The organism is Sorangium sp. So ce590, from assembly GCF_051521365.1.
In the GTDB taxonomy this organism is placed as follows: domain Bacteria; phylum Myxococcota_A; class Polyangia; order Polyangiales; family Polyangiaceae; genus Sorangium.
On the sequence record NZ_CP150346.1, the window covers coordinates 5,783,364 to 5,807,800 of the forward strand.

Annotated in this window: 16 protein-coding genes; 4 read left to right on the forward strand and 12 right to left on the reverse strand. The window is 71.3% G+C overall.

The features are described 5' to 3' along the window. Positions 1-22: 22 nt before the first annotated feature. From WMF28_RS21480 to WMF28_RS21495, 4 genes are all read right to left on the reverse strand, one after another. Positions 23-2,419: a Tex family protein gene (locus WMF28_RS21480; RefSeq protein WP_437604127.1), complete on the reverse strand. Its 2,397-nt coding sequence runs from the start codon at positions 2,417-2,419 to the stop codon at positions 23-25. A gap of 55 nt (positions 2,420-2,474) precedes the next feature. Further along, positions 2,475-3,758, reverse strand: a complete 1,284-nt coding sequence (gene hutI / locus WMF28_RS21485) for an imidazolonepropionase (RefSeq protein WP_437604128.1) — start codon at positions 3,756-3,758, stop codon at positions 2,475-2,477. Beyond that, positions 3,755-4,858, reverse strand: coding sequence for a beta-N-acetylhexosaminidase (nagZ, locus tag WMF28_RS21490; RefSeq protein WP_437604129.1), 1,104 nt, complete (start codon positions 4,856-4,858; stop codon positions 3,755-3,757). The genes hutI and nagZ overlap by 4 nt, the downstream gene beginning before the upstream one ends. 133 nt (positions 4,859-4,991) lie before the next feature. Further along, the gene (locus WMF28_RS21495; protein WP_437604130.1) at positions 4,992-6,002 is read right to left on the reverse strand and encodes a zinc-dependent alcohol dehydrogenase family protein; all 1,011 of its coding nucleotides are present in this window, start codon (positions 6,000-6,002) and stop codon (positions 4,992-4,994) included. A 199-nt stretch (positions 6,003-6,201) separates the two neighbouring features. Here WMF28_RS21495 and WMF28_RS21500 point away from each other — a divergent pair, with 199 nt between their 5' ends. After that, positions 6,202-7,266: a CAP domain-containing protein gene (locus WMF28_RS21500; protein ID WP_437604131.1), complete on the forward strand. Its 1,065-nt coding sequence runs from the start codon at positions 6,202-6,204 to the stop codon at positions 7,264-7,266. Further along, the gene (locus WMF28_RS21505; protein ID WP_437604132.1) at positions 7,263-8,450 is read left to right on the forward strand and encodes a GspE/PulE family protein; all 1,188 of its coding nucleotides are present in this window, start codon (positions 7,263-7,265) and stop codon (positions 8,448-8,450) included. The genes WMF28_RS21500 and WMF28_RS21505 overlap by 4 nt, the downstream gene beginning before the upstream one ends. Before the next feature lie 42 nt (positions 8,451-8,492). Here WMF28_RS21505 and WMF28_RS21510 read toward each other — a convergent pair whose 3' ends face one another. The 7 genes from WMF28_RS21510 to WMF28_RS21540 all read right to left on the reverse strand — a co-directional run bounded on the left by WMF28_RS21510 (position 8,493) and on the right by WMF28_RS21540 (position 18,756). Further along, positions 8,493-9,884 carry a GH1 family beta-glucosidase gene (locus WMF28_RS21510; protein ID WP_437604133.1) on the reverse strand — a complete coding sequence of 464 codons (1,392 nt, stop codon included), beginning with the start codon at positions 9,882-9,884 and terminating at the stop codon, positions 8,493-8,495. Between the two features lie 18 nt (positions 9,885-9,902). Then, entirely contained in the window at positions 9,903-10,958 is a 1,056-nt protein-coding gene (locus WMF28_RS21515) for an ABC transporter ATP-binding protein (RefSeq protein WP_437604134.1), read from the reverse strand. Between the two features lie 2 nt (positions 10,959-10,960). Beyond that, positions 10,961-11,920: an ABC transporter ATP-binding protein gene (locus WMF28_RS21520; protein WP_437494498.1), complete on the reverse strand. Its 960-nt coding sequence runs from the start codon at positions 11,918-11,920 to the stop codon at positions 10,961-10,963. Continuing rightward, the gene (locus WMF28_RS21525) at positions 11,910-12,866 is read right to left on the reverse strand and encodes an ABC transporter permease (protein WP_437604135.1); all 957 of its coding nucleotides are present in this window, start codon (positions 12,864-12,866) and stop codon (positions 11,910-11,912) included. The genes WMF28_RS21520 and WMF28_RS21525 overlap by 11 nt, the downstream gene beginning before the upstream one ends. Before the next feature lie 21 nt (positions 12,867-12,887). Further along, complete coding sequence (locus WMF28_RS21530; protein ID WP_437604136.1) at positions 12,888-13,865, reverse strand: ABC transporter permease; 978 nt, start codon at positions 13,863-13,865, stop codon at positions 12,888-12,890. 48 nt (positions 13,866-13,913) lie between these two features. Beyond that, positions 13,914-15,635, reverse strand: a complete 1,722-nt coding sequence (locus WMF28_RS21535) for an ABC transporter substrate-binding protein (RefSeq protein WP_437604137.1) — start codon at positions 15,633-15,635, stop codon at positions 13,914-13,916. A gap of 763 nt (positions 15,636-16,398) precedes the next feature. Continuing rightward, positions 16,399-18,756, reverse strand: coding sequence for a right-handed parallel beta-helix repeat-containing protein (locus WMF28_RS21540; protein ID WP_437604138.1), 2,358 nt, complete (start codon positions 18,754-18,756; stop codon positions 16,399-16,401). A gap of 1,106 nt (positions 18,757-19,862) precedes the next feature. Between WMF28_RS21540 and WMF28_RS21545 the strand changes: the two genes are divergently transcribed. After that, complete coding sequence (locus tag WMF28_RS21545; RefSeq protein ID WP_437604139.1) at positions 19,863-20,549, forward strand: hypothetical protein; 687 nt, start codon at positions 19,863-19,865, stop codon at positions 20,547-20,549. Between the two features lie 232 nt (positions 20,550-20,781). Further along, positions 20,782-22,323, forward strand: a complete 1,542-nt coding sequence (locus WMF28_RS21550) for a Glu/Leu/Phe/Val family dehydrogenase (RefSeq protein WP_437604140.1) — start codon at positions 20,782-20,784, stop codon at positions 22,321-22,323. A gap of 69 nt (positions 22,324-22,392) precedes the next feature. Here WMF28_RS21550 and WMF28_RS21555 read toward each other — a convergent pair whose 3' ends face one another. After that, a complete protein-coding gene (locus WMF28_RS21555) occupies positions 22,393-24,357 on the reverse strand; it encodes a sigma 54-interacting transcriptional regulator (RefSeq protein WP_437604141.1) in 1,965 nt (654 codons plus the stop codon). Positions 24,358-24,437 lie beyond the last annotated feature (80 nt).

Sequence of the window (24,437 nt, forward strand, 5' to 3'; positions counted from 1 at the left end):
CGAGCCGCCCGTCACCTCGGGGCTATTTTCGCAGCAGATCCGCGAACGGGTTGTTGCGGAAGCCGCCCGCCGAGTTGCCCTGCCCCTGCCCCTTCCCTTGCCCCTGGGCCGGCTTGCGGCCGTCGTTGCGAGCGCGCGCGTCGCCGCCGGCCGGCGGGCCGCCCGCCTGCGGGCGCGCGCCGGCCGGCGCGCCGCCCTTCTTCGCGGTGAGGGAGATGCGCTTGCGCACGAGGTCGACCTCCAGCACGCGCACCTTGATCTTCTCGCCGACCTTGGCGACCTCGTTCGGATCCTTCACGAACCGATCCGCGAGCTGCGAGACGTGCACGAGGCCGTCCTGATGGACGCCGACGTCGACGAAGGCGCCGAACGCCGTCACGTTGGTCACCACGCCCTCGAGCTCCATGCCCGGCTTGAGATCCTCCATGGTCCGCACGTCGTCGCGGAACTTCGGCGGCTCGAACGTGGCGCGCGGGTCGCGGCCGGGCTTCTTCAGCTCGCTCAGGATGTCGTTCAGCGTGAACGAGCCGACGTCGCCGGCCTCGTACTTCTTGGGATCGATCCGCGCGATCGCCGCCGTGTCGCCGATGAGCGACCCGACCGGCACGCCGAGATCCGTCGCGATGCGCTCGACGAGGCCGTAGCGCTCCGGGTGCACGGCGCTCGCGTCGAGCGGGTGCTCCCCTCCCCGGACCCGCACGAAGCCCGCCGCCTGCTCGAACGTCCGCGGGCCGACCCCGGGCACGTCGAGCAGCGCCTTGCGGCTCTTGAACGCGCCGTGCAGATCGCGGTGGGCGACGATCTTCTTCGCGAGGCTCGGGCCGATGCCGGCGACGCGGGCGAGCAGCGGGGCGCTCGCGGTGTTGAGCTCGACGCCGACCCGGTTGACGCAGCTCTCGATCACCTCGTCGAGCTTCCGCGCGAGCAGCCCCTGATAGACGTCGTGCTGGTACTGGCCGACGCCGATGCTCTTCGGGTCGACCTTCACGAGCTCCGCGAGCGGGTCCTGCAGCCGGCGGGCGATGCTGATCGCGCCGCGCACCGTGAGGTCGAGGTCGGGGAACTCCTCGCGCGCGACGTCGCTCGCCGAGTAGATGCTCGCGCCTGCCTCGCTCACCGGGACGCAGAACATCGTCTCTGACGTGGGCCCGTGATCGGCGCTCGCCGTCTCCTTCAGCCCCTCCGACGCGAGCACGTCCTTCACGAACGCCTCGGTCTCGCGGCCGTGCGTGCCGTTGCCCACCGCGACCGCGCGGAGCGGGTACTTGCGGCAGATGCGGCGCAGATCCTGCCGCGCGCGCTCCAGCGCGTCGCTGCTCCCGACCAGGTAGATCGTCGTGTGCTCGAGGAGCTTGCCCGTCTCGTCGACGACGGCGCACTTGCAGCCGGTGCGCTGGCCCGGGTCGATGCCGAGCACCGCCTTCGTGCCGAAGGGCGCCGCGAGGAGGAGCTCGCGGAGGTTCTGGGCGAAGACCTCGACCGCGCCGCGATCGGCCTGCATCTTGAGGTCGACGCGCACGTCGCTCTGCACCGCCGGGAGCAGGAGCCGCTTCACGGCGTCCTCCGCGGCCTTCATGAGCTCGCCGGCCCACGGCGACTTCGGCTTCAGCCCCACCGCCGCGTGGATCGGCGGGACGAGCGGCTCGGGCGCGAGCTCGATCGCGGCGCGGAGCACGCCCTCGGCCTCGCCGCGGCGGATGGCGAGGTAGCGGTGCGAGGGGATGTTCGCGACGGGCTCCTCGAAGCTCGCGTACATGTCGAACTTCGTCTGCTTGCCGTCGTGCTCCTCGTTCTTCTGGACCTTGATGACGCCTTCCTTGACGTAGGCCTCGCGGACGAGCTTGCGCACGTCGGCGTGCTCGGCGATGCGCTCGGCGCAGATGTCGCGCGCGCCGGCGAGGGCGGCCGCCGCGTCGGGGACCTCCTTCTCGGCGCTGACGAAGGCGCGGGCCTCCTCCTCGGGGTTGCCGTCCGCGGCCTGCGACCAGAGGCGATCCGCGAGCGGCTCGAGGCCCCGCTCCTTCGCGATGATGGCGCGCGTGCGGCGCTTCGGCTTGAAGGGCAGGTAGAGGTCCTCGAGCTCGGCCTTGGTCTGGCAGGCGCGGATCTTCGAGGCGAGCGCGTCGGTGAGCTTGCCCTGCTTCTGGATCTCCGCGAGCACCGTGCCGCGGCGCTCCTCGAGCTCGAGCAGGTAGGCGCGGCGCTCCTCGATCGCGCGGATCTGCACCTCGTCGAGCCCGCCGGTCGCCTCCTTGCGGTAGCGGGCGATGAACGGCACCGTCGCCCCCTCGGCGAGCAGCTTGGCCACCGCCGAGACCCCCTGGCGCGGGAGGCTCAGCTCCTCGGCGAGGAGCGGGACGGGATCGAACGAGCTGTCCGCGCGGCTCGGGACAGCGACAGGGCTCTGCGTCTCGGTCATGAGCGCGGCATACGCGCAGGGTGCACGCGCGTCCAGGCTTGACTTGCGCGCCGCCTCACCCGGCCGCCGCGATGACCTCGCCGTCACGCAGCACCGCCAGCGCGCGCGGCGCGCCCCAGGGCTGCACGATCGCGTTCTCGTGCGGCAGGTCCCAGACGACGAGGTCGGCGCGGAGCCCCGGCCGCACGGCGCCGCACACGCCGGCGAGGCCGAGCGCGCGCGCCGCCTCGCGCGTGGCGCCCAGGATCGCCTCGGCGACCGTGAGGCCGTAGAGCCGCACCGCGAGCGCGAGCGCGAGCGGCAGGCTCTCGGTCGGCGCCGTGCCGGGGTTCGCGTCGCTGCCCACGACGAGCGGGACGCCGGCGGCCCGGAGCGCGGCGACGGGCGGCGGCTCCTGCCGCAGCGTGAAGCTCGCCACGGGCAAGAGCGCGGCGGCGACGCCCGCCCGGGCGAGCGCCGCGATGCCCCCGGGCGCGACGTGCTCGAGGTGGTCCGCCGACGCGGCGCCTAGCTCGGCCGCGAGCTCGGCGCCGCCCACGTCCGCGAACTGCCCGACGTGCACGCGCACGCCGAGCCCCAGCGCGCGCGCGCGCTCGAGCACCGGCCGCGCCTCGTCCACCGAGAACGCGCTCCGGTCGATGTACGCGTCGACGTAGCGCGCGAGGCCGGCCGCGGCGATCGCGGGCAGCCAGGAGCGCGCGACGACGCCGGCGTAGGCGGCGCGATCGCCGCCCGCCTCCGGCGGCAGCGCGTGCAGGGCGAGGTACGTCGGCACGACGCGGGGCAGGCGCGCGTCCCTCCCGGCGTCAGCGATCGCCTCGAGCTGCTTGCGCTCCGAGGCCTCGTCGAGGCCATAGCCGCTCTTCGCCTCCACGGCGGTCACGCCGAGCGCCGCCATCCGGCGGAGGCGGGCGCGGAGGGCGCCGGCGAGCTCGCCGGCCGTCGCGGCGCGCACTGCGCGCATGCTCGCGACGATGCCGCCGCCCGCCGCGGCGATCGCCTCGTAGTCGCCGCCGGCCATGCGGACCGCGTACTCCGCGTCCCGCGAGCCGACCCACGGCGCGTGCGTGTGGCCGTCGACGAGCCCGGGCGTGACGACGCCCGCGGCCTCGATCGCGACCGGGACGCCGGCCTCGGGCCGCAGCACCTCGCGCCGCGGCCCGACCGCCTCGATAGCGCCGCCCCGCACGACGATCGCGGCGTCCTCGATCACCCCGAGCGGGTCGCCGGCCGAGGCGCGGGACGGGTCGCACGTGACGAGCCGGCGCGCGGTGACGGCGAACGCGCGATCGGGGCGCTGCGCGGGCTCCCCCGGCGCGGCCCCCGGCGGCGCCGTCACGTCGCCGCCCCCGCGGCGAGCGCGGCGCGCGCCCGCTCGATGTCCGCGAGCACCGCCCTCGAGGCAGGCCCGCCGACGATCTCGGCGAGCGCCGCGGGCGAGGAGACCGGTCGCGGCGGGCACCGCCGGCGCAGCCCGAGGCAGCGCGCGGCCGCCTCGACGCAGCGGTCGCGGAAGCGCGGATCGCGCTCGGCCCTGCGCACGAGCGCCTCGTGCGCGCGGTCCTGAAGGTCCTCGTCCTTGCAGACGAGCAGCGCGTCGCAGCCCGCCGAGATGGCCGCGGTGGCGGCCTCCTCGACCGGGTGATGCGCCGCGATCGCGGCCATCTCGAGGTCGTCCGAGAAGAGCACCCCCTCGAAGCCGATCTCGTCGCGCAGGAGGCCGGTGCAGATGGATCGGGAGAGCGTCGCCGGTACGCCGGGATCGAGCGCCTCGACGACGATGTGCGCCGTCATCAGCGACGCGACCCCGGCGCGGGAGGCGGCGCGGAACGGCGGCAGCTCGATCTCGTCGAGACGACCGCGACCGTGGGCGAGGGTCGGGAGCGCGAGGTGGCTGTCGAGCGCCGTGTCGCCGTGCCCCGGAAAATGCTTGCCGCAGGCGAGGACGCGCTCCTCCTGGAGCCCCTCGAGGAACGCGACGCCGCCCTCCGCGGCGGCGCGAGGATCGCGGCCGAAGGCGCGATCGCCGATGATCGGGTTCGCGGGGTTCGAGTCGACGTCGAGCACGGGGGCGAAGTTCAGGTTGATGCCGAGGGCCCGGAGCTCGGACGCGACGGCGCGCGCCGCGCGGCGCAGCAGCGGGAGATCCATGAGGTCGCCGAGCGAGCGCATCGGCGGCAGCTTCAGGAACGGCGCGGGCAGGCGGGTGACGCGGCCCCCCTCCTGATCGATGCCGAGGAAGGGAGGCCTATCCGGGCCGCCCGCCGCGGCGAGCGCCGCGCAGAGCCGCAGCGTGGCGTCCATGTCAGGGACGTTGCGCCGGAAGAGGATCGCTCCGCCCCTCCGCCCCTCGGCGAGCGCCCGGAGGTACCGGGCGGGCGGCTCGGCGCCGTCGAAACCGCCCACGATGAGCTGACCACACAGGACCTCGAGCTGCACCGTCCACCACCTCTCGCGCGGCCGAGGCGCGTGGCTGGCCGCGGGGTCCGTTCGTAAACGACTTGGGCCGGCGGGGCCACTTTTGAGGACGCGCCGGGGCGCCGGCGGGAGGGCGCGCGCCGCGGCCCGCCCGTCAGAACCGGAGCGCGATCTTCCCGAAGTGTCCGCCGCTCGCCATGTGGTCGAGCGCCTGGCGGATCTCGGTGAAGGGGAACACGCGGTCGACGACCGGGCGGAGTCCGCTCGCCGCGATCGCGCGGCCGAGGTCCTCGAACATCGCGCGCGAGCCGACGAAGATGCCCTGCGCGCGGATCTGCTTCATCAGGAAGGGGAACAGGTTGAGCTCCGGCGCGCCGCCCGAGAGCACGCCGATGAGGCTCACGCGCCCGCCGATCCGCACCGCGCGGAGCGACCGGGCGATCGTACCCGCGCCGCCCACCTCGATCACGTGATCCACCCCCGCGCCGCCGGTGAGCGAGAGCGCCTGCGTGTCCCAGTCGGGCGTCGTGCGGTAGTTGATCGTCTCCGACGCCCCGAGCGACCTCGCGCGCTCGAGCTTCTCGTCGCTGCTCGAGGTGACGATGACGCGGGCGCCCGCGAGCCGGGCGAGCTGCAGCGCGAAGATCGAGACGCCGCCCGTGCCCTGCACGAGCACCGTGTCGCCCGCCTTGAGGTGGCTCGCCGCGAAGAGCGCGTTCCAGGCGGTCACCGCGGCGCACGGCAGCGTCGCGGCCTCCTCGTCCGTGAGGTGCGGCGGGACCGCGACGACCCCCTCCTGATCCAGGAGCACCTGCTCCGAGAGCACCCCCGGCAGCTCTCCGCCGAGCGCCCCCTTCGTCTTGGCCCAGGATATCTCCCCGTCGATCCAGCGCTGGTGGAAGATCGGGCACACGCGATCGCCGACCTTCACCCGCGTCACCCCTTCCCCCACCCCGATCACCTCGCCGACCCCGTCCGAGAGCGGGACGAGCGGCAGCGGGAGCTTCGGGTTGTAGAGGCCCTTCGCCATGAGCAGGTCGCGGAAGTTGAGCGACGCCGCCTTCATCCGGAGGACGATCTGCCCGGGTCCGGGCTTCGGATCCGGGAGGTCCATCGGGCGGAGCGCGTCGAGGCCGAACGAACCCTGGAGAGCGAACGCTTTCATGCAGATCCTCCTTGATCGGAGGTGCGCTATCTCATGCGGGGTGGACCCGGTCAACGCGCCGCGCGTCGCGCGGCGCCTGGGAAGCGAGCCAGAGGCCCGGGCTGCTCCGCTCGCCGACCAGGCGCGGCGCTCCCGGGTGCGCGCACGACAGCCAGGCGCTACCGTCGCAACAATGCATGCGAGCACGAGAAGAGGACGAATGACAGGAGCGATGAGCGGGGCGCCCAGGCTGGGGCTCATCGCCGCGGGCGCCCACGCGCTCGCGTGCGGCGCGAGCGCCGGGAGGGAGCCGGCCGGAGGAACGTCGGGGGCGCGGGCCGCCGAGGCAGCGACGGAGGAGAGCGCGCGCACTTCGGGGGGCGAGGCCTCGGACGCCGAGCCCGGCAGCGGCGGCGAGGCGCAGGCCGCACCCGCGCCGCCCGCGCCGGGGCCGCGGATGACCCGCGCGGAGGCGGGGCGGTACGTGCTCGCGCTGGTGAACCGCGATCGGGCGGCGCACAAGCTGCCGCCCGTCCGGTGGGACGAGACCGCGGCGCGCGCGGGGCGGCGGCACACGGAGGACATGGTCCGCGTGGGCTTCACCGGCCACTGGGGCAGCGACGGGTCGGTCCCGGAGGAGCGCTACACAGCGGCCGGAGGCGACGGCTTCGTCATGGAGAACGCCGGCTGCTTCGCCGACGCGATCCCGCGCGAAGTCGATCCGGATCCGCGCTTCTCCGCGGAGAGCCTCGATCGGGTCCACCACGCCTTCATGAACGAGAAGCCCCCGGCCGACGGGCACCGACGCAACGTGCTCACAGCGTCGCACACGTCGCTCGGGGTCGGGCTGGCCAAGGCCAAGGGGTTCGACATCGCCTGCATGGCGCAGGAGTTCGTCGACGACTACGGCACGTACCAGAAGCTGCCCAGGCGGGCGCAGATCGGCGAGGTGATCCAGGTGGCCGGCGAGGTCCGCGCGCCGGCGAAGATCGCGGGCGTCGGGATCTCGCGGATCGAGCCGGGCAAGCCGATCCCGCCGGAGAAGCTGCTCAGGATGGGCGGATACGCGATCCCGTCCCCCTACGCGACGTTCTTCCCGAAAGGCTTCAAGACGCCTATTCCTCTTCAGGTGACAGGCAATCGATTCGACATCCAGGTCCCGCTGAACGACCGCAAGCGGCCCGGCCTCTACGGCGTCAGCGTCTGGGCGACGTTCCCCCCCTCGAACGAGCTCAAGATGGTCTCGCTCCGCACGATCGACGTCGGCAAGGGAGGCGCGCGGTGAACCACAGCCGCCCGCCGGCGTCGTCGCCCGAGGATCTCGACGCGGTCAAGGTGCTCGATCACCTGGTCCGCCGCGCGGTCTCCATGGGCGCGAGCGACATCCACGTCGAGCCGAAGCGCGACAGCATCCGCGTGCGCTACCGCGTCGACGGCGTGATGGTGGCCCAGGGCCAGATCCCGATCGAGATCGCGCCGTCGCTCACGTCGCGCGTGAAGGTGCTCGCCCGGATGGACATGACCGAGCGGCGCCTGCCGCAGGACGGCCAGTTCGGCCTGGAGCTGCACGGGCACCCGCTCATCCACCTGCGCGCCTCGACGTTCCCCGCGATCCACGGCGAGACGCTCGTGCTGCGCGTGCTGCTCAGCCACCAGCTGATCGCGCTCGAGAAGCTCGGGCTCTCCGAGGGCGACGTGCCGCGGGTCCAGGGGCTCGCGGAGCGCGCTTCGGGGCTCATCGTCGTGTGCGGGCCGACCGGCTCGGGCAAGACGTCGACGCTCTACTCGCTGATCAAGGTGATGAAGACCAGCGAGCTCAGCATCGTCACGCTGGAGGATCCGATCGAGGTCGAGTTCGCCGACATCACCCAGGGGCAGACCAACCCGAGGCAGGGCTTCACGTTCGCGACCGGCCTGCGCGCGATCCTGCGGCAGGACCCGGACGTGATCATGGTCGGTGAGATGCGCGATCCAGAGACGGCGCAGATCGCGCTGCAGGCGAGCCTCACGGGGCACCTCGTGCTGTCGACGCTGCACACCTCGGATGCGGTCGACACGGTCGCGCGACTCGTGGACCTCGGCGCGGAGTCGTGGATCGTGGCGAACGCCCTGCTCGCGGTGATCGCGCAGCGGCTCGTGCGGCGGCTCTGCGATGAGTGCGCGGAGAAGTACGAGCTCGAGACCGCCGTGATGGACGAGGAGGAGCAGGTCCTCATCGAGAAAGGCACCGAGCTGAAGCGCGGGGTCGGGTGCCAGACATGCCACCTGACGGGTTACCGGGGCCGGATCGGGCTCTTCGAGATGCTGGAGCTCGACGACGACCTGCGGGATCTCGTGAAGGCGCGGGCGGGGAAGCGCGCGTACCGGGACGCCTCGCGCAAGGTGGGGCTCGTGCCGCTCCGGCACGCCGGGCTCACCAAGGTGAAAGAGGGCATCACCTCCCTCGACGAGGTGCTCCGCGTGACGTGACGGCCTCTGGCGTAGCGCGCAGCGCGCTGCGCGCGCCGCCTGTCAGGTGGCTCGCGAGGCGCCGTCGTCGACGGCGTTGGCGGCGATGACGCCCTTGTACCAGAGCGCGCTGTCCTTCGGGACGCGGCGCTGCGTCTCGTAGTCCACCCAGACGATGCCGAACCGCTGGGAGTAGCCGCGGTCCCACTCGTAGTTGTCCATCAAGGACCACACGAAGTACCCGGCGAGCGGCGCCCCCGCGTCGATCGCGCCCCGCGCAGCGACGAAGTGATCGCGCAGGAACTGCAGCCGCTGCACGTCCGGAATGCGGCCGTCCTTGTCGGGCCCGGTCGAGTAGGCCGCGCCGTTCTCCGTCACGTAGAGCTTGGGCACCCCGTACTCCACATGCAGCCGGATGAGCAGCCGCCGGAGCCCGTCCGGGTACACCTCCCAGCCCATCTCGGTCTGCTCGGAAGCGGGCGCGACGTGCTCCGTCCTCGGCAGGTTCTGCTCCTCGGGCACCTTGCTGCTCCGCAGCACCGCCCGGGAGTAGTAGTTGAGGCCGAGGAAGTCGCACTGCGTCGCGATGATGTCGAGATCGCCCGGCTTGCACACGGTCAGCCCCTCCGGCGGGAGGTGGCCCAGCGCGATGTAGTCCGCGATCATGTCCGCCGGGTAGTGCCGGCCGTACAGCGGATCGAGGAACCAACGGCTGAAATACCCGTCGTAGTGGCGGGCCGCGTCGTAATCGGCGGCGCTCGGCGACGCGGGCATCGCGTAGTTCATGTTCAGCGTGATGCCGACCTCGGCGCCAGGAACGTTCTTGCGCAGCACGGGCACCGCGAGGCCGTGCGAGAGCAGGAGGTGGTGGCTAACCGCCAGCGCCTTGCCGAAATCGCGCATGCCCGGCGCGTGGATCCCCTTCTCGTAGCTGAGGAACGCCGTGCACCACGGCTCGTTGTGCGTGATCCACTTCTTGACGCGATCGCCGAGCCTCCGCGACACCACGTCGGCGAACTCCACGAACGCATCGGCCGTCGAGCGGTGCTGCCAGCCCCCGACCTGGTCCTGGAGCACCTGCGGCAGGTCCCAGTGGAAGAGCGTCGCGTACGGCTCGATCCCGGCCTCGAGCAGGCCGTCCACCAGCCGGCTGTAGAAGTCGAGCCCCTTCTGGTTCACCGCGCCCCGGCCGTCCGGGAGGATGCGCGGCCACGCGATCGAGAACCTGTAGGCCATCAGGCCCAGGCTCTTCATCAGCGCGATGTCTTCAGGCCAGCGGTGATAGTGCTCGCACGCGACGTCGCCGTTGGTCCCGTCCGTGATCTGACCGGGCGTCTTCGCGAAGCGATCCCAGATCGACTCGCTGCGCCCATCCTCGCTCGTGGCGCCCTCGATCTGATAGGAGGACGTCGCAGCCCCCCAAACAAACTTGTCGGGAAATCTCAGGGACGACATGTTCTCTCGTGAATCTCCTCAGACAGATACGGCCTCGACGGAGGCAGGTACCTTGCGCTCGTACTGCGCGGAGGGAGCGACGGAACCGGGCGAGTAGAGGTGGCAGCGGACCCAGTGCCCCGAGCCGACGTCGACGGCCGCCGGCATCTGCTCCCGGCACGCGTTCATCACGCTCGGGCAGCGATCGGCGAAGGGGCAGCCCGGCGGCGGGTTGACGAGCTTCGGCGCGCCGGAGCGGGCCGGGAGCTCGCCGCGGATCGAGCCGTTCGGGTCGGGCACCGCCGAGAGCAGGAGCTTCGTGTACGGGTGCGCCGGCTGCTGCATCAGCTCCTCGCTCGGCGCGCCCTCCACGATGTGGCCGGCGTACATCACCATCGTGCGATCCGCGACGTAGCGCGCGCTCGCGATGTCGTGGGTGATGTAGAGGTACGAGATGCCGCGCTCCTCCTTGAGCTTCTCCATCAGGTTCAGGACGCCCATGCGGATCGAGACGTCGAGCATCGAGATCGGCTCGTCCGCGAGGATCACGCTGGGATCCACGGCGAGGGCGCGGGCGATCGCCACGCGCTGCCGCTGGCCGCCCGAGAGCTGGTGCGGGTACTTGACCGCGACCTCCGCAGGCGGGTTGAGATCGACCGTCTTGAGGAGCGCGTGCACCTTCTCCCGGAGGATCGCGGCGTTCGGCGCCTTGTTGTGGAGCAGCAGCGGCCGCTCCAGGTGGTAGCCGATCGAATGCACCGGGTTGAGCGAGCCGAACGGATCCTGGAAGATCATCTGCACCTGCCCGCGGTAAGCGAGCGAGGCGCGCGTCGGCTCTTCCTTCAGCACGTCGCGACCCTTGAACAGGATCTGCCCGCTGCTCGGGGGCATCAGCCGCGCGAGCAGCCGTGCGATCGTGCTCTTGCCGCTGCCCGACTCTCCGACAAGCGCGATGACCTCACGCTCGGCTAGCGAGAACGAGGCGTCGTGCAGCGCCCGGAGCTGCTGCGTGCGTAGGCCGCCGCCGACGGGGAAGAACTTGGCGAGGCGCACCACGTCGAGGACAGGCGAGACATAAGGTTGCGTCATCGTCATCGTCAGTAGAGGTGGCAGGCGCCGCGATGCTCGGGCGCGATTTCACGAAGGGCGGGCTGCTCGGTCTGGCAGGTCGCGAAGGCTTGCGGACACCGGGGATGGAAGCGGCAGCCGGACGGCGGGTTGCGCATGTCGGGCGGCGTGCCCGGGATGCCCTGCAGCCTGCGGCGCGGGCCCCGGACCGAGGGGAACGACCCGAGGAGCCCCTGCGTGTACGGGTGCTTCGGATCGCTGAAGAGGTCCTTGGCGCGAGCGGTCTCCGCGAGCTTGCCCGCGTAGAGGATGGCGATGCGCGTGGAGAACTCGGCGATGAGCGAGAGGTCGTGCGTGATGAAGAGGATCGAGAAGCCGAGGCGCTCCTTGAGCTCGGCGATCTGCTGCAGGATCTCCCGCTGCACGACCACGTCGAGCGCCGTCGTGGGCTCATCCATGATGAGGAACGGCGGCTTGAGCGCCATGGCGATCGCGATCACGACGCGCTGGCGCATGCCGCCCGACAGCTGGTGCGGGTAGCTGGTCAGGCGCGTCGGGTCGATGTTGACGAGCTTGAGCAGATCGGCCGCGCGCTCCATCGCCTGCGCCGGCGTCACGCGGTCGTGCGCGATGATCGGATCCGCGATCTGATCGCCGATCGTCAGCACCGGGTTGAGCGCGTTCATCGCGCTCTGGAACACCAGCGCCACCTTCCGCCAGCGGAACGCGCGGAGCTGCTCCTCGTTCATGGACAGGACGTCCTGCCCGGCGAAGTACACGTGCCCGCCCGTGATGACCGCCGGCGGCCGGAGCAGGCGCATGATGGCCTGCGCCACCGTCGACTTGCCGCTGCCCGACTCGCCCGCGAGGCCCAGCACCTCGCCCGGGGCGATGTCGAAGGAGACGTTGTCGACCGCGCAGACCGGACCGGCCGGGGTCATGAACTCGACCCGGAGATCCTGAACCGAGAGAATCGGACTAGGCGCCATGAGCCCTCACTACCGGCGTGGACGGACCTGCCGCGACGTTGCGGCTCTTGAGCAGGCGCGACCAGGACCCCTCCGCGCGGAGCCGCGGATTCGAGATCTCGTCGATCGCGTAGTTGATCAGCGTGAGCGCGAACCCGACGAGCGCGACGCACACGCCCGTGGGCACGATGGTCCACCAGGCGCCCGTGAGGAGCGCGGCGTTGTTGCTTGACCAGTAGAGGTTCGTCCCCCAGGTCACCGCGCTGAGGTCGCCGAGCCCGAGGAACTCCAGGCCGACCTGCGCGCCGATCGCGTAGACCGTGGCGCCGATGAAGCCGGACATGAGGAGCGACGTCATGTTCGGCAGGATCTCGCGGAAGATGATGCGCGCGCTGCCCTCGCCGCTCACGAGGGCGGCGGAGACGAAGTCCTTGTCGCGCAGCGCGAGCACCTGCGACCGGAGCACGCGCGCGTTCCACGCCCAGCCCGTGAGGATGAGGACGAGGAGGATCGTCATCGGCCCGGCCGGCAGATAGGCCGCGATGACGACGGCCATCGGCAGGCCGGGGATGATCAGGAACACGTTCGTGAGCAGCGAGAGCACGTTGTCGACCCAGCCGCCGAAGTAGCCTCCGGCCATGCCGATCGCCGCGCCGATCGCCATCACGGCGAAGCCCGTGGCGAAGCCGACGGCCAGCGAGGTCCGCGCGCCGACGATCGTCTGCGCGAGCACGTCCTGCCCCTGGCCCGTCGTGCCGAAGAGGTGCTCGGCCGACGGCGCCTCGTGCGGCATGCCCACGAACGCGTGCGGATCTTGACCGACGAGCACGGGGCCGAGCACCGAGAGGAGCAGGAAGAAGAGCACGATGATCGTGCCCACCATCGCCTTGCGATTCGAGAGGAGGAGGCGGATCCACCCCGCCGAACGGGTGGCGCTGCCCCCGCTGTTGCTTTGTTGCGCAGCCATCGCTTCTCCTGGACCGAGCCCTCAGCGCCCTCGGGCGCGGGGATCAAGAAACACGTAGACGACGTCGACCAAGAAGTTCGCCCCCAGCACGGCCAGCGTGATGGTGAGGAAGATCCCCTGCATGAGCGGATAGTCCTGGTTACGAACGGCCTGGATGAGCAGGAAGCCCTGACCCGGATACGAGAAGACGATCTCGGTGAGCAGCGACCCGGCGAGCACGAAACCAAGCGCCATGCCGAACCCGGTGACGTTGGGCAGGAGCGCGTTCCGCGCGGCGTAGCTGAACATGACCCGCCACTGGGAGAGCCCCTTGGCCTGGGCCATCGTGATGTACTCCTCGGACAGCACGGTGACCATCGCGCTGCGCATGCCGAGCATCCAGCCCCCGATGGTGGCGATGACGATCGACAGGCCGGGCAGGACCATGTGCGACAGCACGCTCCCGATGAACTCGAAGCTCCACTCGGGCGAGAGCGTGTCGCTGTAGGCGTGGCGCAGCGGGAAGGCCCCGAGCACGAAGCCGAGGATGTAGAGCGCCACCATCGCGAGCCAGAAGTACGGGAACGCGCCGAGGAACATCAGGACGGGCGGCATGAGCGAGTCGAGCCAACCGCCCCGCTTCCACGTCGCGATGATGCCGAGCAGCGTCCCCAGCGCGAAGCTGACGAGCACGGCGGAGCCCGACAGGAGCATCGTCCAGCCGAGCCCCGTCGCGATGACGTCCGTCACCTTCGCGGGGAAGTGCGCGATCGACAGGCCGAGATCTCCCGTCAGCGTGTGGCTCAGGTAGGTGATGTATTGCTTGTAGAGCGGCGCATCCGTGAACCCGAACGCCTTCCGCAGCGCGTCGATCGCTTCCGGCTGAAGCTGCCCGCGGAAGCGCGCGAACATCGCCGAGGCGGGGTCGCCCGGCATGAGCCGCGGAATGAGGAAGTTCAGGGTGAGCGATGCCCACGCCGCGATGAAATACAAGCCCAGCTGTCGAAGAAGGTAACGCACAGAAGCTCTCTCTTCTAACCTGCTCTCCGGATCAGATCACGCCCGATGTCACTTCGGCTTGAGCTCGGTGAGGACGAGCAGGTACTCGGGCGGGTTGTTCGGCGACAGCTTCGCGTACGGGTTCTCCTTGCTGGGGAACCCGGTGAAGCGGCGGGTGTTGAACTCGCCCCAGGACGGCCCGGGGAAGAGCGGGATGGAGGGCGCCGTCTCGGAGAACGTCTCCTGGAGCTGCTCGATGAGCTTCTTCTGCTCCGCAGGATCCGTCGCGGCCTCGAACGCCTCGAAGAGGCTGTCCGTCTGCTTGGCGCCGAAGCGGTGCCAGTTGCGCGCCGACGACTCGCCGACCGGCTTCACGGTCGCGGTGCCGATGAGGTCGCGGTAGAAGTTGTAGGGCGTCGGCTCCTCGTTCGACCAGCCCATCGACAGATCGAAGGTGCCCTTCTGGAGCGCCTCGAAGAACGCGCTGAAGTCGTACGTCCTCAGCGAGGCCTCGACGCCGACCTGCTTCACCTGCTGCGTGACGATCTGCGCCGCGCGCACCCAGTCGGACCAGCCGGTGACGACGTTGATATCGAAGCGCAGTGGCTTCCCGTCCTTCGAGCGGATGCCGTCCGGGCCCTTGGCGTAGCCCGCCTCGTCGAGCATCTGGTTCGCCTTGGCCACGTTGAACTTCACCCAGTCGCCGCCCTCGACGACCTTCTGGCTGCGCCAGCGCTCGTGCGCGTCGCTGAGCGCCGTCGCGTCCGCCGGCCGCGTGTAGTTGTTCATGGCGACCTTGACGATCTGCTCGCGGTCGAGCGACATGCTGATCGCCTTGCGCACCCGAACGTCGTCGAGCGGCTTCTTCGTCGTGTTCGTGTAGACGAACACGGTGCTACCGACGAGCGGGAACCAGTAGTGGTGATTGGCGGGGTCCTTGCCGACGTAGACCTTCTCGATCTCCGGGACGAAGTTGCCGGCCCAGTCGACCTCGCCGTTCAGGAGCGCCAGGTTGGCCTGGTCGTTGCCGGGGTAGGCCGGGAAGCGGAGCCCCTTGATCGCGGGCTTGCCCTGCTGCCAGTAGTTCGGGTTCCGGCCGAGCTCGTAGATCTGGTTCTGGAAGGTCTTCACCTCGGTGAAGGGCCCCGTCGCGACCGGGTTCTCGTTCGTGAACGTGACCGGATCCGTCACGTCCTTCCACTTGTGCTCCGGCACGATCGGCTGGTGCCCGAGGAAGACGAGCCCGGGGACGTACGGCCGCGTGAGCGTGAACTCGACCGAGGAGTCGCTCTTGGCCTCAACCGCGGTCAGCCACTTCCAGACGCCCTGCAGGTCGAGGGCCGCGTGCTTCTTCAGCAGCCCGAAGGTGAAGGCCACGTCCTTCGCCGTGAAGGGCTGGCCATCGGACCACTTCACGCCGGGGCGCGTCGTGAAGGTGAGCGTCTTGTTCCCGTTGCTCCACTCGTACTTCGAGGCGAGCCAGGGGGTGAACTCGCCCTTCATCGTGTTGTAAACGAGGAGCGGCTCGTAGATGCCAGCGACGGTCGGCCAGCGAACGTTGCCAGCGGCCAGCAGAGGATTGAAGTTGCGCACCCACGAGGCTTGCTGCTCGATCGACACGGTCAGGAAGGTGTCCGCAGCCGCGGGGTTCTTGCCGGTCCCCTGACCGGCCGGGGCCGTGCCCGCGGGGTCCTTCTTCGCATCGGACTTCCCGCAACCCGCCGCGGCGCCGACCGAAAGAAGCAACGCCGAAAGAACCAACGTTCGACGCGGCAGCAACCAGTTCCTCATGAAATGCTCCTCAGCGGGGCCCTCGTGGACACGCCCGAGCGCCCACCGTCCCTCTCCCATTCATTTGATCTTCCTGGAAGCCGCCACGTGACAGAGCGACTCGCCGGAGCCCGACGCGCGCAACGCAGCGCACCATACCGGCATCCAGACGTCGGCACTGTAGCCGTCTTCGCACAGCAGTGTCAACGGGGATTCGAGGTCGCTATCAAGTTCTCACGCCGCTCGCGCAGGCGCGTTTTCAAGGGAGATGTCGTGGCGCGTCATGCCTCGCGGCGGCAACTCCGTCTCATGGTGTCATCGCGCGTCATGACGGCTGAGGGCTCCGGCACTGACACTGTTATTTTCTTCGTTCACAGCAAGGCAGGAAGGCTGTCGATGACGCATGGTTTCAGAGAGCGGTCGGAGCACGTCATATACAGATGTCCGTGATCGATGACAAGACCAGATTTTTCGGTCTCGTTCCAGTGTGCGGATGGGCACTCTCGGAGGGGCGAGGTGCTGCGCTCGCCCAGCGCTGGCGGCAGGGAGATCGTGCGCCGCGCGCGCGGCGCGATGCGGTCGATAGGCCGGTGCGCTCAGGGTCAATCCGGGGCTGGCGACTCTACCCGTGGAGCCGTGATCCCCGCGGCCGTGGCCCTGGAACCCAGGTAGATACCACGTGTCGAGGAAGATTCCACTCCATGTCCGTTTGGTTTCGTATGGGCTCCTACGAGCTCGTTCGGGCTCGTGCGACGGGGCGGGGGCGTGGTCGAGCGGGCGCGCCTCACGGAAGCGGGGGAGCGGACGCTGGCACGAGGAAATCGGCGCCCCAAAGCTCGTCTGCCGCGCTGTTGTCGGTGAACGCGTTCTCGCTCTCCTTCTTCAGCCGGGGCGCGGGCGAGCCCTGCACGACCAGCCCGAAGCGGTTGTCCGAGGCGCGCACCCTGGAGAGGCGACCCGAGCTCTGGTCGTACAGGATGCCAGCCCGCGCACAGCCGGCGACACGCACGTCGTCGAGGGTGGCTGTGGACCCGGCGAGCACCAGGACGCCATCGGCGACGACGTCGTCGCGCCGCGCGCCCTTCCCGGCTCGGCCGTCGCCGGTCACCCCGTCGACGACGGTCTGTGCGATCTCCGCCTCGGCGGCGAACAGCGCCACGCCGGCCGTGCGGCTCGCGCGGACGATGGACGAGGCGAGCCGGAGCTGATAGCCCGCGGCGGCGACACCGATGCCGGCGCCGCCGTCGCTCGCCTCGCCGCCCGAGGTGTCCTCGATGAGGTCCCCCGTGATCTCGACCTTGCCGCCCGGGAACTCCGCGCCGGCGAGGACGCCGACGGAGCGGTTGCCGCGGATGACGTTGCCCGCGAGCACCGCGGTGGCCCCCCGATAGATGACGATCCCCTGCCCCACCGGCGCGCGGCGGTCCGGCGCGACATGCCCTTCGACGAGGTTGCCTGTCACGGTCGCCTCGGACCCGTCATACCCCACCGACAGCCCGGGCCCCTCGTTGTCGCGAATGGCGTTCGACGAGAGCGTCACGCGGCCCTCCATCACGGCCACCCCGGCGCCGTCGCCCCAGGCCCCTCCGGCGATCGTCCCCTCGATGAGGTTGCCCCCGGCGACCAGCTCGGCGGAGAGATCGCCCACGTGAACCCCGGTCCCTCGGTTCTGAACGACCGCGCTGTCCTGGAGGCGCATCGCCGCGCCGCGGGCCACGGCGACGCCGAACCCGCCGAGGAGCGACAGCGACGGGGCCGCCACCGTGCCCTTGACCAGGCTCCGCGTCATCGTCGCCGCCGAGCCCTCGCCGATGACGGCGACGCCGAGCTCCGCGTTGCCGAGGATCACGCTCGAGTCGATCGCGACGCGCGATCCGCTCGCCGCGTACACGCCGACGCCGTAGCTCGGCTCGTGAATCCCGGGCATCGTCCCCTCGACGAGCACGCCGGAGATCGTCGCCAGGGAGCTCCCCGACGCGACGATCCCCGATAGCCGGTTTCCGACCACAGCCGTGCGCTCGATCGACGCCTCGGCGCCGCCCCGGACGACGATCCCCTCGCCGTCCAGGAGGTGCTCCGACGACGAGGTCCCCTCGATGAGGCTGCCCACCACGGCCGCCGTGGCGCCCACCTCGAGCGCGGCCACGCCCGCGGCGCGGCAGCCCGTCACGGCGCTCTCCTTCACGAACAGCGCGCCGCCGGTGTCCGCGGAGGCGCCCATGCCGTCGCCCGCGCTGCCGGCGCGCGTCCCCTCGATCCAGCTCTGCGCCACCGAGAGCCGCGCGCCGTCGCTTGAGAGGACGCCGGCATGGACAGCGCCCTTGATGTGCACGCGCTCGATCGTCACGGCGCTCGCGCCCATGGCCACCACGCCGGCGCCATCCCCGCCGATCTCGACCCCCCGGAGCGCCACCTCCCCTGCGCCGAGCACGGCCACGATCGCCGGAGGATGGACGAGCGGGCTCACCCCGCGGATGCGCACATGCGAGGCGCACCGGCCGGCGATCGCGAGGGGCCTCGTGATGACGACCGGCTCGTCGTAGGTGCCGTCCGCGAGCGCGATCGTCCCGCCCTCGACGACGAGCTCGAGCGCCGCCGCGAGCGTCGTGGCCGGCCTCGCCTCGGAGCCGTCGCTGTCCGGGCCGGCGTAGCTCGGGTCGACATACACGTTCCCGGGCGCGCGAGGGATGTTCCCCCACGGCCCGAGCCCGCAACCGTCGGGGCCGTCGACGGACACGCACCCCGCTTCCGGGACTGCGAACGTGCCTGTCGGGCACTTCGCCATGGCCGGCCTGCAGAGCCCGTCATCGCCGACGAGCTCGGGAGCGCAGCGCGGGATGCCGGCGGGGACGCAGCCCTCATCGAACTTCGGGATCGTCCCCGGAGGGCATTTCGCCATCGAGGGGTGGCAGAGATCGTCGCTTTCCACGAACAGCTCTGCGCACCCCTGGATGCCCACCGGCATGCACGCGTCCCCGGGCCCGAGGACGTGCCCGCGCGCGCAGCGCGGGGCGACGTGCTCCCCGTCGAGCGCGGCGTCGGCGCTGCGAGCGCGGTCGCCGCACGCCGCGGCGAGCAGCGACAGGGCCGCGATGCCGGCGGCCAGGCAAGACAAACCCGCGCGCGTCGCGCAGAAGCGCATGCAATACCCTCCCTGGACAGCGCTGCCTCGTGGCGCGCCCCGCGAGCTCCCGCTCGCTCCTCGGGCGAACGGCTGCCCGGGGCCCCCGCGACAGCGGGAGACCGCGTGTCCGGCATGAACCGGCGCTCCGAGCGCCGGAGATCCTCATCGAGCCCGCGGAAAGATGACGAGGACAGCGCCTGAACGGCGCCGCGCGCCCCCTTCCGCGTAATGAATCCTACAACAGGAGATAGCCTCCTGCCAGGCAGAGGCGTCTCGATCGCGCCGACTTTCCCTGCATCGCCGGGGACGTCTGCGCCGCGCTGCTCGCTTCGATGCGGGCGTGGGCGGGCCTGTGGATCCTCTCGGGCGGCGAGGCTCGGGCGCGCCTCCACTCGTGTGGGTCGCACGCTTTCTGTCAATCACGTCGGGCCGCGCCGAGCGCCGCCGGGTGGCGCCGCGGAGGAGGCCGTTTTCGCTGCTTCGCGGGGCTGCCGTCCGCGGCTGAAGGCCGCGGCGGCGCCGTCGTTCGGGACGACATGGCGATGGTGCGCAGCGCAGAGCGCGGCTCGAGCGCGCGCTGCGCCGACGCGGTCGCCGCAGAAGGAGCGCCGCTCTGGGCCTCTGTCGGCTCACGTGGGCTGAGCACGGCGTGACCAGAGGACCCGAGGCCCGCGGGCCGTTGCCGCCCATCAGCGATGATGTCGAGTCTCCTCAGCCCTCGATTGCAGAGATCGACCAGGTCTTCGGAAATGCGGTTTGCAGGGCCCGATAAAGCTGCAAGTCGGGTCGCTCTCGTCCCGTCCCGCCGCGCGTCGCGCGCGGGGGAGCCCCGCGGCGCGCGTCGACATTTGCCTTTCTCCAGCGCTCGGGAGCCTCCCACATCGGCGCTGCGGGGCGACGTCGATACGCGCCGGCGCGGCGGCGCTCGGGCGCGATGAAGAGGGGCAGAGCTCCCACCCGGCGCGGATTCAGACAATGCCCTTTCGCCGTCGCCGTCCGGCGGCCGCAGAGGGCCGACGCGGCAAGCTCTGCACACGCGCTGTCAGGCACGCAGCCTGCTCTCGACACCGCTCAACATGCCACTGCGGGCCTGACGGCCCTGGCGGGGCATGGAAGGAGGACGGATGGTTAGCTCGATCGATATGAAGATGGCGCAAGCGGCGATGCTCTTTTCCGTGTTGATGACCGGGTGCGCGGTCGACGCGGTGACACCGGAGGAGGCCGACTTGGAGCAGGCCGACGTCGACGTGGCGTCGAGCGAGCAGGCGTTGGAGGGAGAGACGGAGGAGACGCGGGGCGGCGGCGTGGTGGGCCCGCCCGTGATGCCGGGCAAGACCGATATCGGCCAGGGGCCGATCAAGGGCCCCGGCGGGCCGCTCGTTCAGGGCCCGGGCGGCCCGGGCGTGGGTGGGCCGTTTCAAGGGCCCCCCATCGGCAAGGGCGGCCCCGTCGGCCAGGCTGATCCCGGGCAGATCCCGGGCGGCTATCCGGGCGGCTATCCGGGCGGCTATCCGGGCGGCTATCCGGGCGGCGGCTTCCCGGGCGGCGGCTTCCCGGGCGGCGGCTTCCCGGGCGGCTATCCGGGCGGCGGCTTCCCGGGCGGCTATCCGGGCGGCTTCCCGGGCGGCTATCCGGGCGGCGGCCTCGGCGGCCTCGGCGGCTATCCGGGCGGCGGCCTCGGCGGCCTCGGCGGCTATCCGGGCGGCGGCCTCGGCGGCCTCGGCGGCCTCGGCGGCGGTTTCGGCGGCTCCCCGTACGGCAACTTCTCCGGCGGCCTGGGGGGGGCGGGCGCCCCCGGGCTGTTCCCCTGACGTCATCGCCTGAATTGGCCGGCCACGTTGCCGGTCGAGAACAGCGGTGATCGACGCGACGGGCCGCCGGAACCTCTGCGGGGAGCCGCACAAGCTCCCCGCGAGGCCGGCGGCCCGCCGGTCGATCGACCTGTCGAGATCACACGCCCGCCACGGCGCGCTGGCTCGAGCGGCGCGCGAGGCCCGCGCGAAAGGTTGGACCCCCGCCGCGCGGTCGAGGCAGCATACGGCGATGGAAGACGCCCCCCTCCTAGAGCGCGAGCCGGAGACCAACACCTTCGGTGAGTCCATGGCGGTGTTTCACACGGCCGCGGATCTCATCGGCCTGGCTCCCCGCATCCGGCTGGAGCTCGAGCAGCCCGACTACGAGCACATCTTCTACATCACCACGCAGCTCCAGGACCGCCTCGTCCCCTTCCGCGGGGAGGCGGCCGCGACCTACGAACGGCTCCCCGCGTCGACGATCCCGAACCGCGCCGCCATCACCCCGCTCTTCAACGGCAAGCTCATCCTCCGCCCCGAGGCGCTCCGGAGCGGCTCGATCCACGTGCAGGACGGCGTGATCCGCCTCGCCGACCAGGGGCTTTACCGGATCCAGCCCGGCGAGTTCGTCCGCTTCAAGGCCTATCGGGTCCAGCACAACCAGGCGAGGGGGCCCTACAAGGGAGGGCTCCGCTTCCACAAGGCCGTGTCGCTCGACCTGTTCAACGCGCTCGCCGCCGAGATGACCTGGAAGACCGCCATCGCGCATGTCCCGTTCGGCGGCGCCAAGGGCGGTATTCGCATGGATCCGCGCGAGCACAGCAAGGAGGAGCTCGAGGCGATCTCGCTCCGGTACATGTACCGGCTCAAGCAGCTCATCGGGCCCAACGTCGACATCCCCGCGCCCGACGTGGGCACGAACGCCGAGGTGATGGCGTGGCTCCTGCGCCAGTACAGCGACGGCGAGCGCGAGCGGCACAACCACCGCGGCGTCGTCACGGGCAAGGACGTGCGCATCGGCGGCTCCGAGGGGCGTGCCAGGGCGACCGGCCAGGGGCTCGCGTACTGCATCGAGGACTGGTACGCGCAGCGCGGCGCCTCCCTCGCCGGGGTGCGCTTCATCGTGCAGGGTTTCGGCAATGTCGGCTCCGCCGCCGCCGAGATCCTGTGCAGGATGGGCGCCCGGTGCGTCGCGGTCCAGGACGCCGACGGCGCGGTGGCCGACCCGAACGGCATCGATGTCGGCGCGCTGATGGCCTATGTCAGCGAGAACCCGCAGAACCTCCGGCGGTCGGTCGCCGGCTACGGCGGGGCCCAGCCGATCGCGCGGGACGACTTCTGGGGCGTCGACGCGGAGATCTGCATCCCTGCCGCGCTCGGCGACGCCATCACCGGCGAGGTGGCCGAGCGGCTCAAGGCGAAGCTCGTGGCCGAGGGCGCCAACCGCCCGACCACGACCGAGGGGGACAGGGTGCTGGCGGAGCGCGGCATCAGCGTCATCCCCGACATCATCGGCAACGCGGGCGGCGTGACCGTCTCGTACTACGAGTGGATCCAGAACAAGCGCATGGAGCACTGGACCGAGGGCGAGGTGAACACGCGGCTCGAGCGCGCCATCAAGAGCAACTACCGCCTGATCTGCGACATCGCGGAGGACCGGCCGCGCCGCACCGAAGATCACGACTCGACGAGGCTCGTCCTCGGCAAGCGCCTGCCGATGCGGCTCGCCGCGATGGTGCTCGCGCTCAAGCGCATCGAGGCGCACTACATGCTGGAAGGGTTCTCCCAGTAGGCCGCGCCTCCGGCCGCCGAAGCGGCGCAGACGTCCGGCCGTCCCTGGCCGGACGTCCTCCGGGCGGCGCTACCGGGCGACGCCGTACCCGAGCTTCTTGATGCCGTAGACCTTGATCTTGTGCTGCAGCGTCCGCAGCGGCAGCTCGAGGCGCCGCGCCGCCTCCGTCTGGTTCCAGTCGGACGCGCGCAGCGCCTCGAGCAGGAGATCGGCCTCGATCTGCTCCAGGCGCATCTTGAGGCCGCCCGCCGCGGGGGCCGACGACGACGTCGGCTCGGACGCGCGCGAGAGCAGCGGCTCGGACGGGCGCTGGGACAGGGCCGGCATGCCGGGCTCGGACGAGCGCGAGGGGCCGTGGGCGCGCGACGTCGCGGGCGGCGAGCTGGGCGAGGTCACCGCCACGCGGATCCGCTCCGGGAGGTCGCGCGCCATGATCGCCTCGCCCTCCGCGATCACCACCGCCCGCTCGATCGCGTTGCGGAGCTCGCGCACGTTGCCGGGCCACGGGTAGCTCTTCAGCAGGGCCAGCGCCTCGGACGTGATCGACTGAACCCTGCTGAGGTTCGCCGCGTTCGCCTGCTGCAGGAAGCCCGCGGCGAGCGTCGCGATGTCGTCGCGGCGCGCGCGGAGCGGCGGGATGTTCAGCGTCATCGCGTTCAGCCGGTAGAGCAGATCGAGCCGGAACGTGCCCGCGTCGCACATCGCGTCGAGGTCGCGGTGCGTCGCCGCGATCACGCGGACGTCGACCTCGATCTCCTTTGTCGCGCCGACGCGCGTCACCCGCTTGGTCTCGAGCACGCGCAGGAGCGCGGCCTGCGCGGCCGCGGGCAGCTCGCCGATCTCGTCGAGCAGGACCGTGCCGCCGGCGGCCGCCTCGAAGACGCCCTTATGCTGCTGGCTCGCCCCGGTGAAGGCGCCGCGCTCGTGGCCGAAGAGGGTGCTCTCGATGAGCAGCGCCGGGATCGCCCCGCAGTTCACGCAGATGAGCGGCTCGCCGCGGCGCGGGCTGCGGTCGTGGATGAACCTCGCGAGCACCTCCTTGCCCGTCCCGGTCTCGCCGCGCAGGAGCACCGGGATCGAGGAGCGCGCGGCCCGCAGCGCCACCTCGACGAGCGATCGCATGAGCGGGCTCTTGGTCGCGAGGACGTGGCCGTCGGCCTCCCACTGGCTCTCCGGCACCGCGCTCGCGGCGCCCTCCTCCTCGGGCGGCCGGGCGCCTTCGACCTTCGGCGCGACGTAGAGCAGCGCGCCCTCCGGGGCCGCGAGGCGCACGGGCTCCGCGGGGCTCGCGCTCCGCGACGCCTCGTGGCTGACCTCGATGAGCTTGTCGGTGGAGGTCGCGGCGTCGGGGAACACGGCGACCCCCGACACCAGCATGGGCTCGCCCTCGCGGCGCGCGACGATCGCCTTCGCGAGCTCCTCCGCGAGCTCGGGCGTGACCTCGGGGAGCAGGATCTCGAGGGTGTCGGCGCTGTAGAACGCGACGCGATCGACGGGCCGCAGCGCCTCGCGCACGCGGAGCCCCCAGTGGCGGAGGTGGCTCGCCTGCGCGCCGAGCGAGCGGACCACGACGAGCGCGAACTTCCGGCTGAAGAACCTGGACCGCACGATCTCGGCCTGCAGGGCGATGCGGAGCGCGTCGGAGCCCTCCAGGCCGAACGGCGGCAGCTCGCCGCCGGCGAGCACGTGCACCGACGCGACGATGCCGCCGAGCAGCACTTCGTCCCCGGCCTTGACCACGCCGCTCTCGACCCGCTGCCCCGAGATGCGCGTCCCGTTGCGCGAGCCGAGGTCCTCGACCACGACCTCGCCGCCCACGAGGGTGAAGCGCGCGTGCCGGCGCGAGATGCTCCTGTCCCGGATCACGACGTCGGCCGGGGGTTCCCTGCCGACGACGACGCCGACGCCGGGGCTCATCGGGGCCATCTCGACGCCGTCACGATGGTAAACGAGCAGGAGAACACGCCGCTTCTCCGAGCGCGCGCCCTGAATGAGCTCCCCTGTCTTGAATGACAGCGGTGCAGTCGTCGCCATGGGGCCGGTTCTGTGACCGCTCACACTGCCCAACTACGCCTCATTGCTCCAAGCGGCAACCGGGAAGCAACGGCACCGCC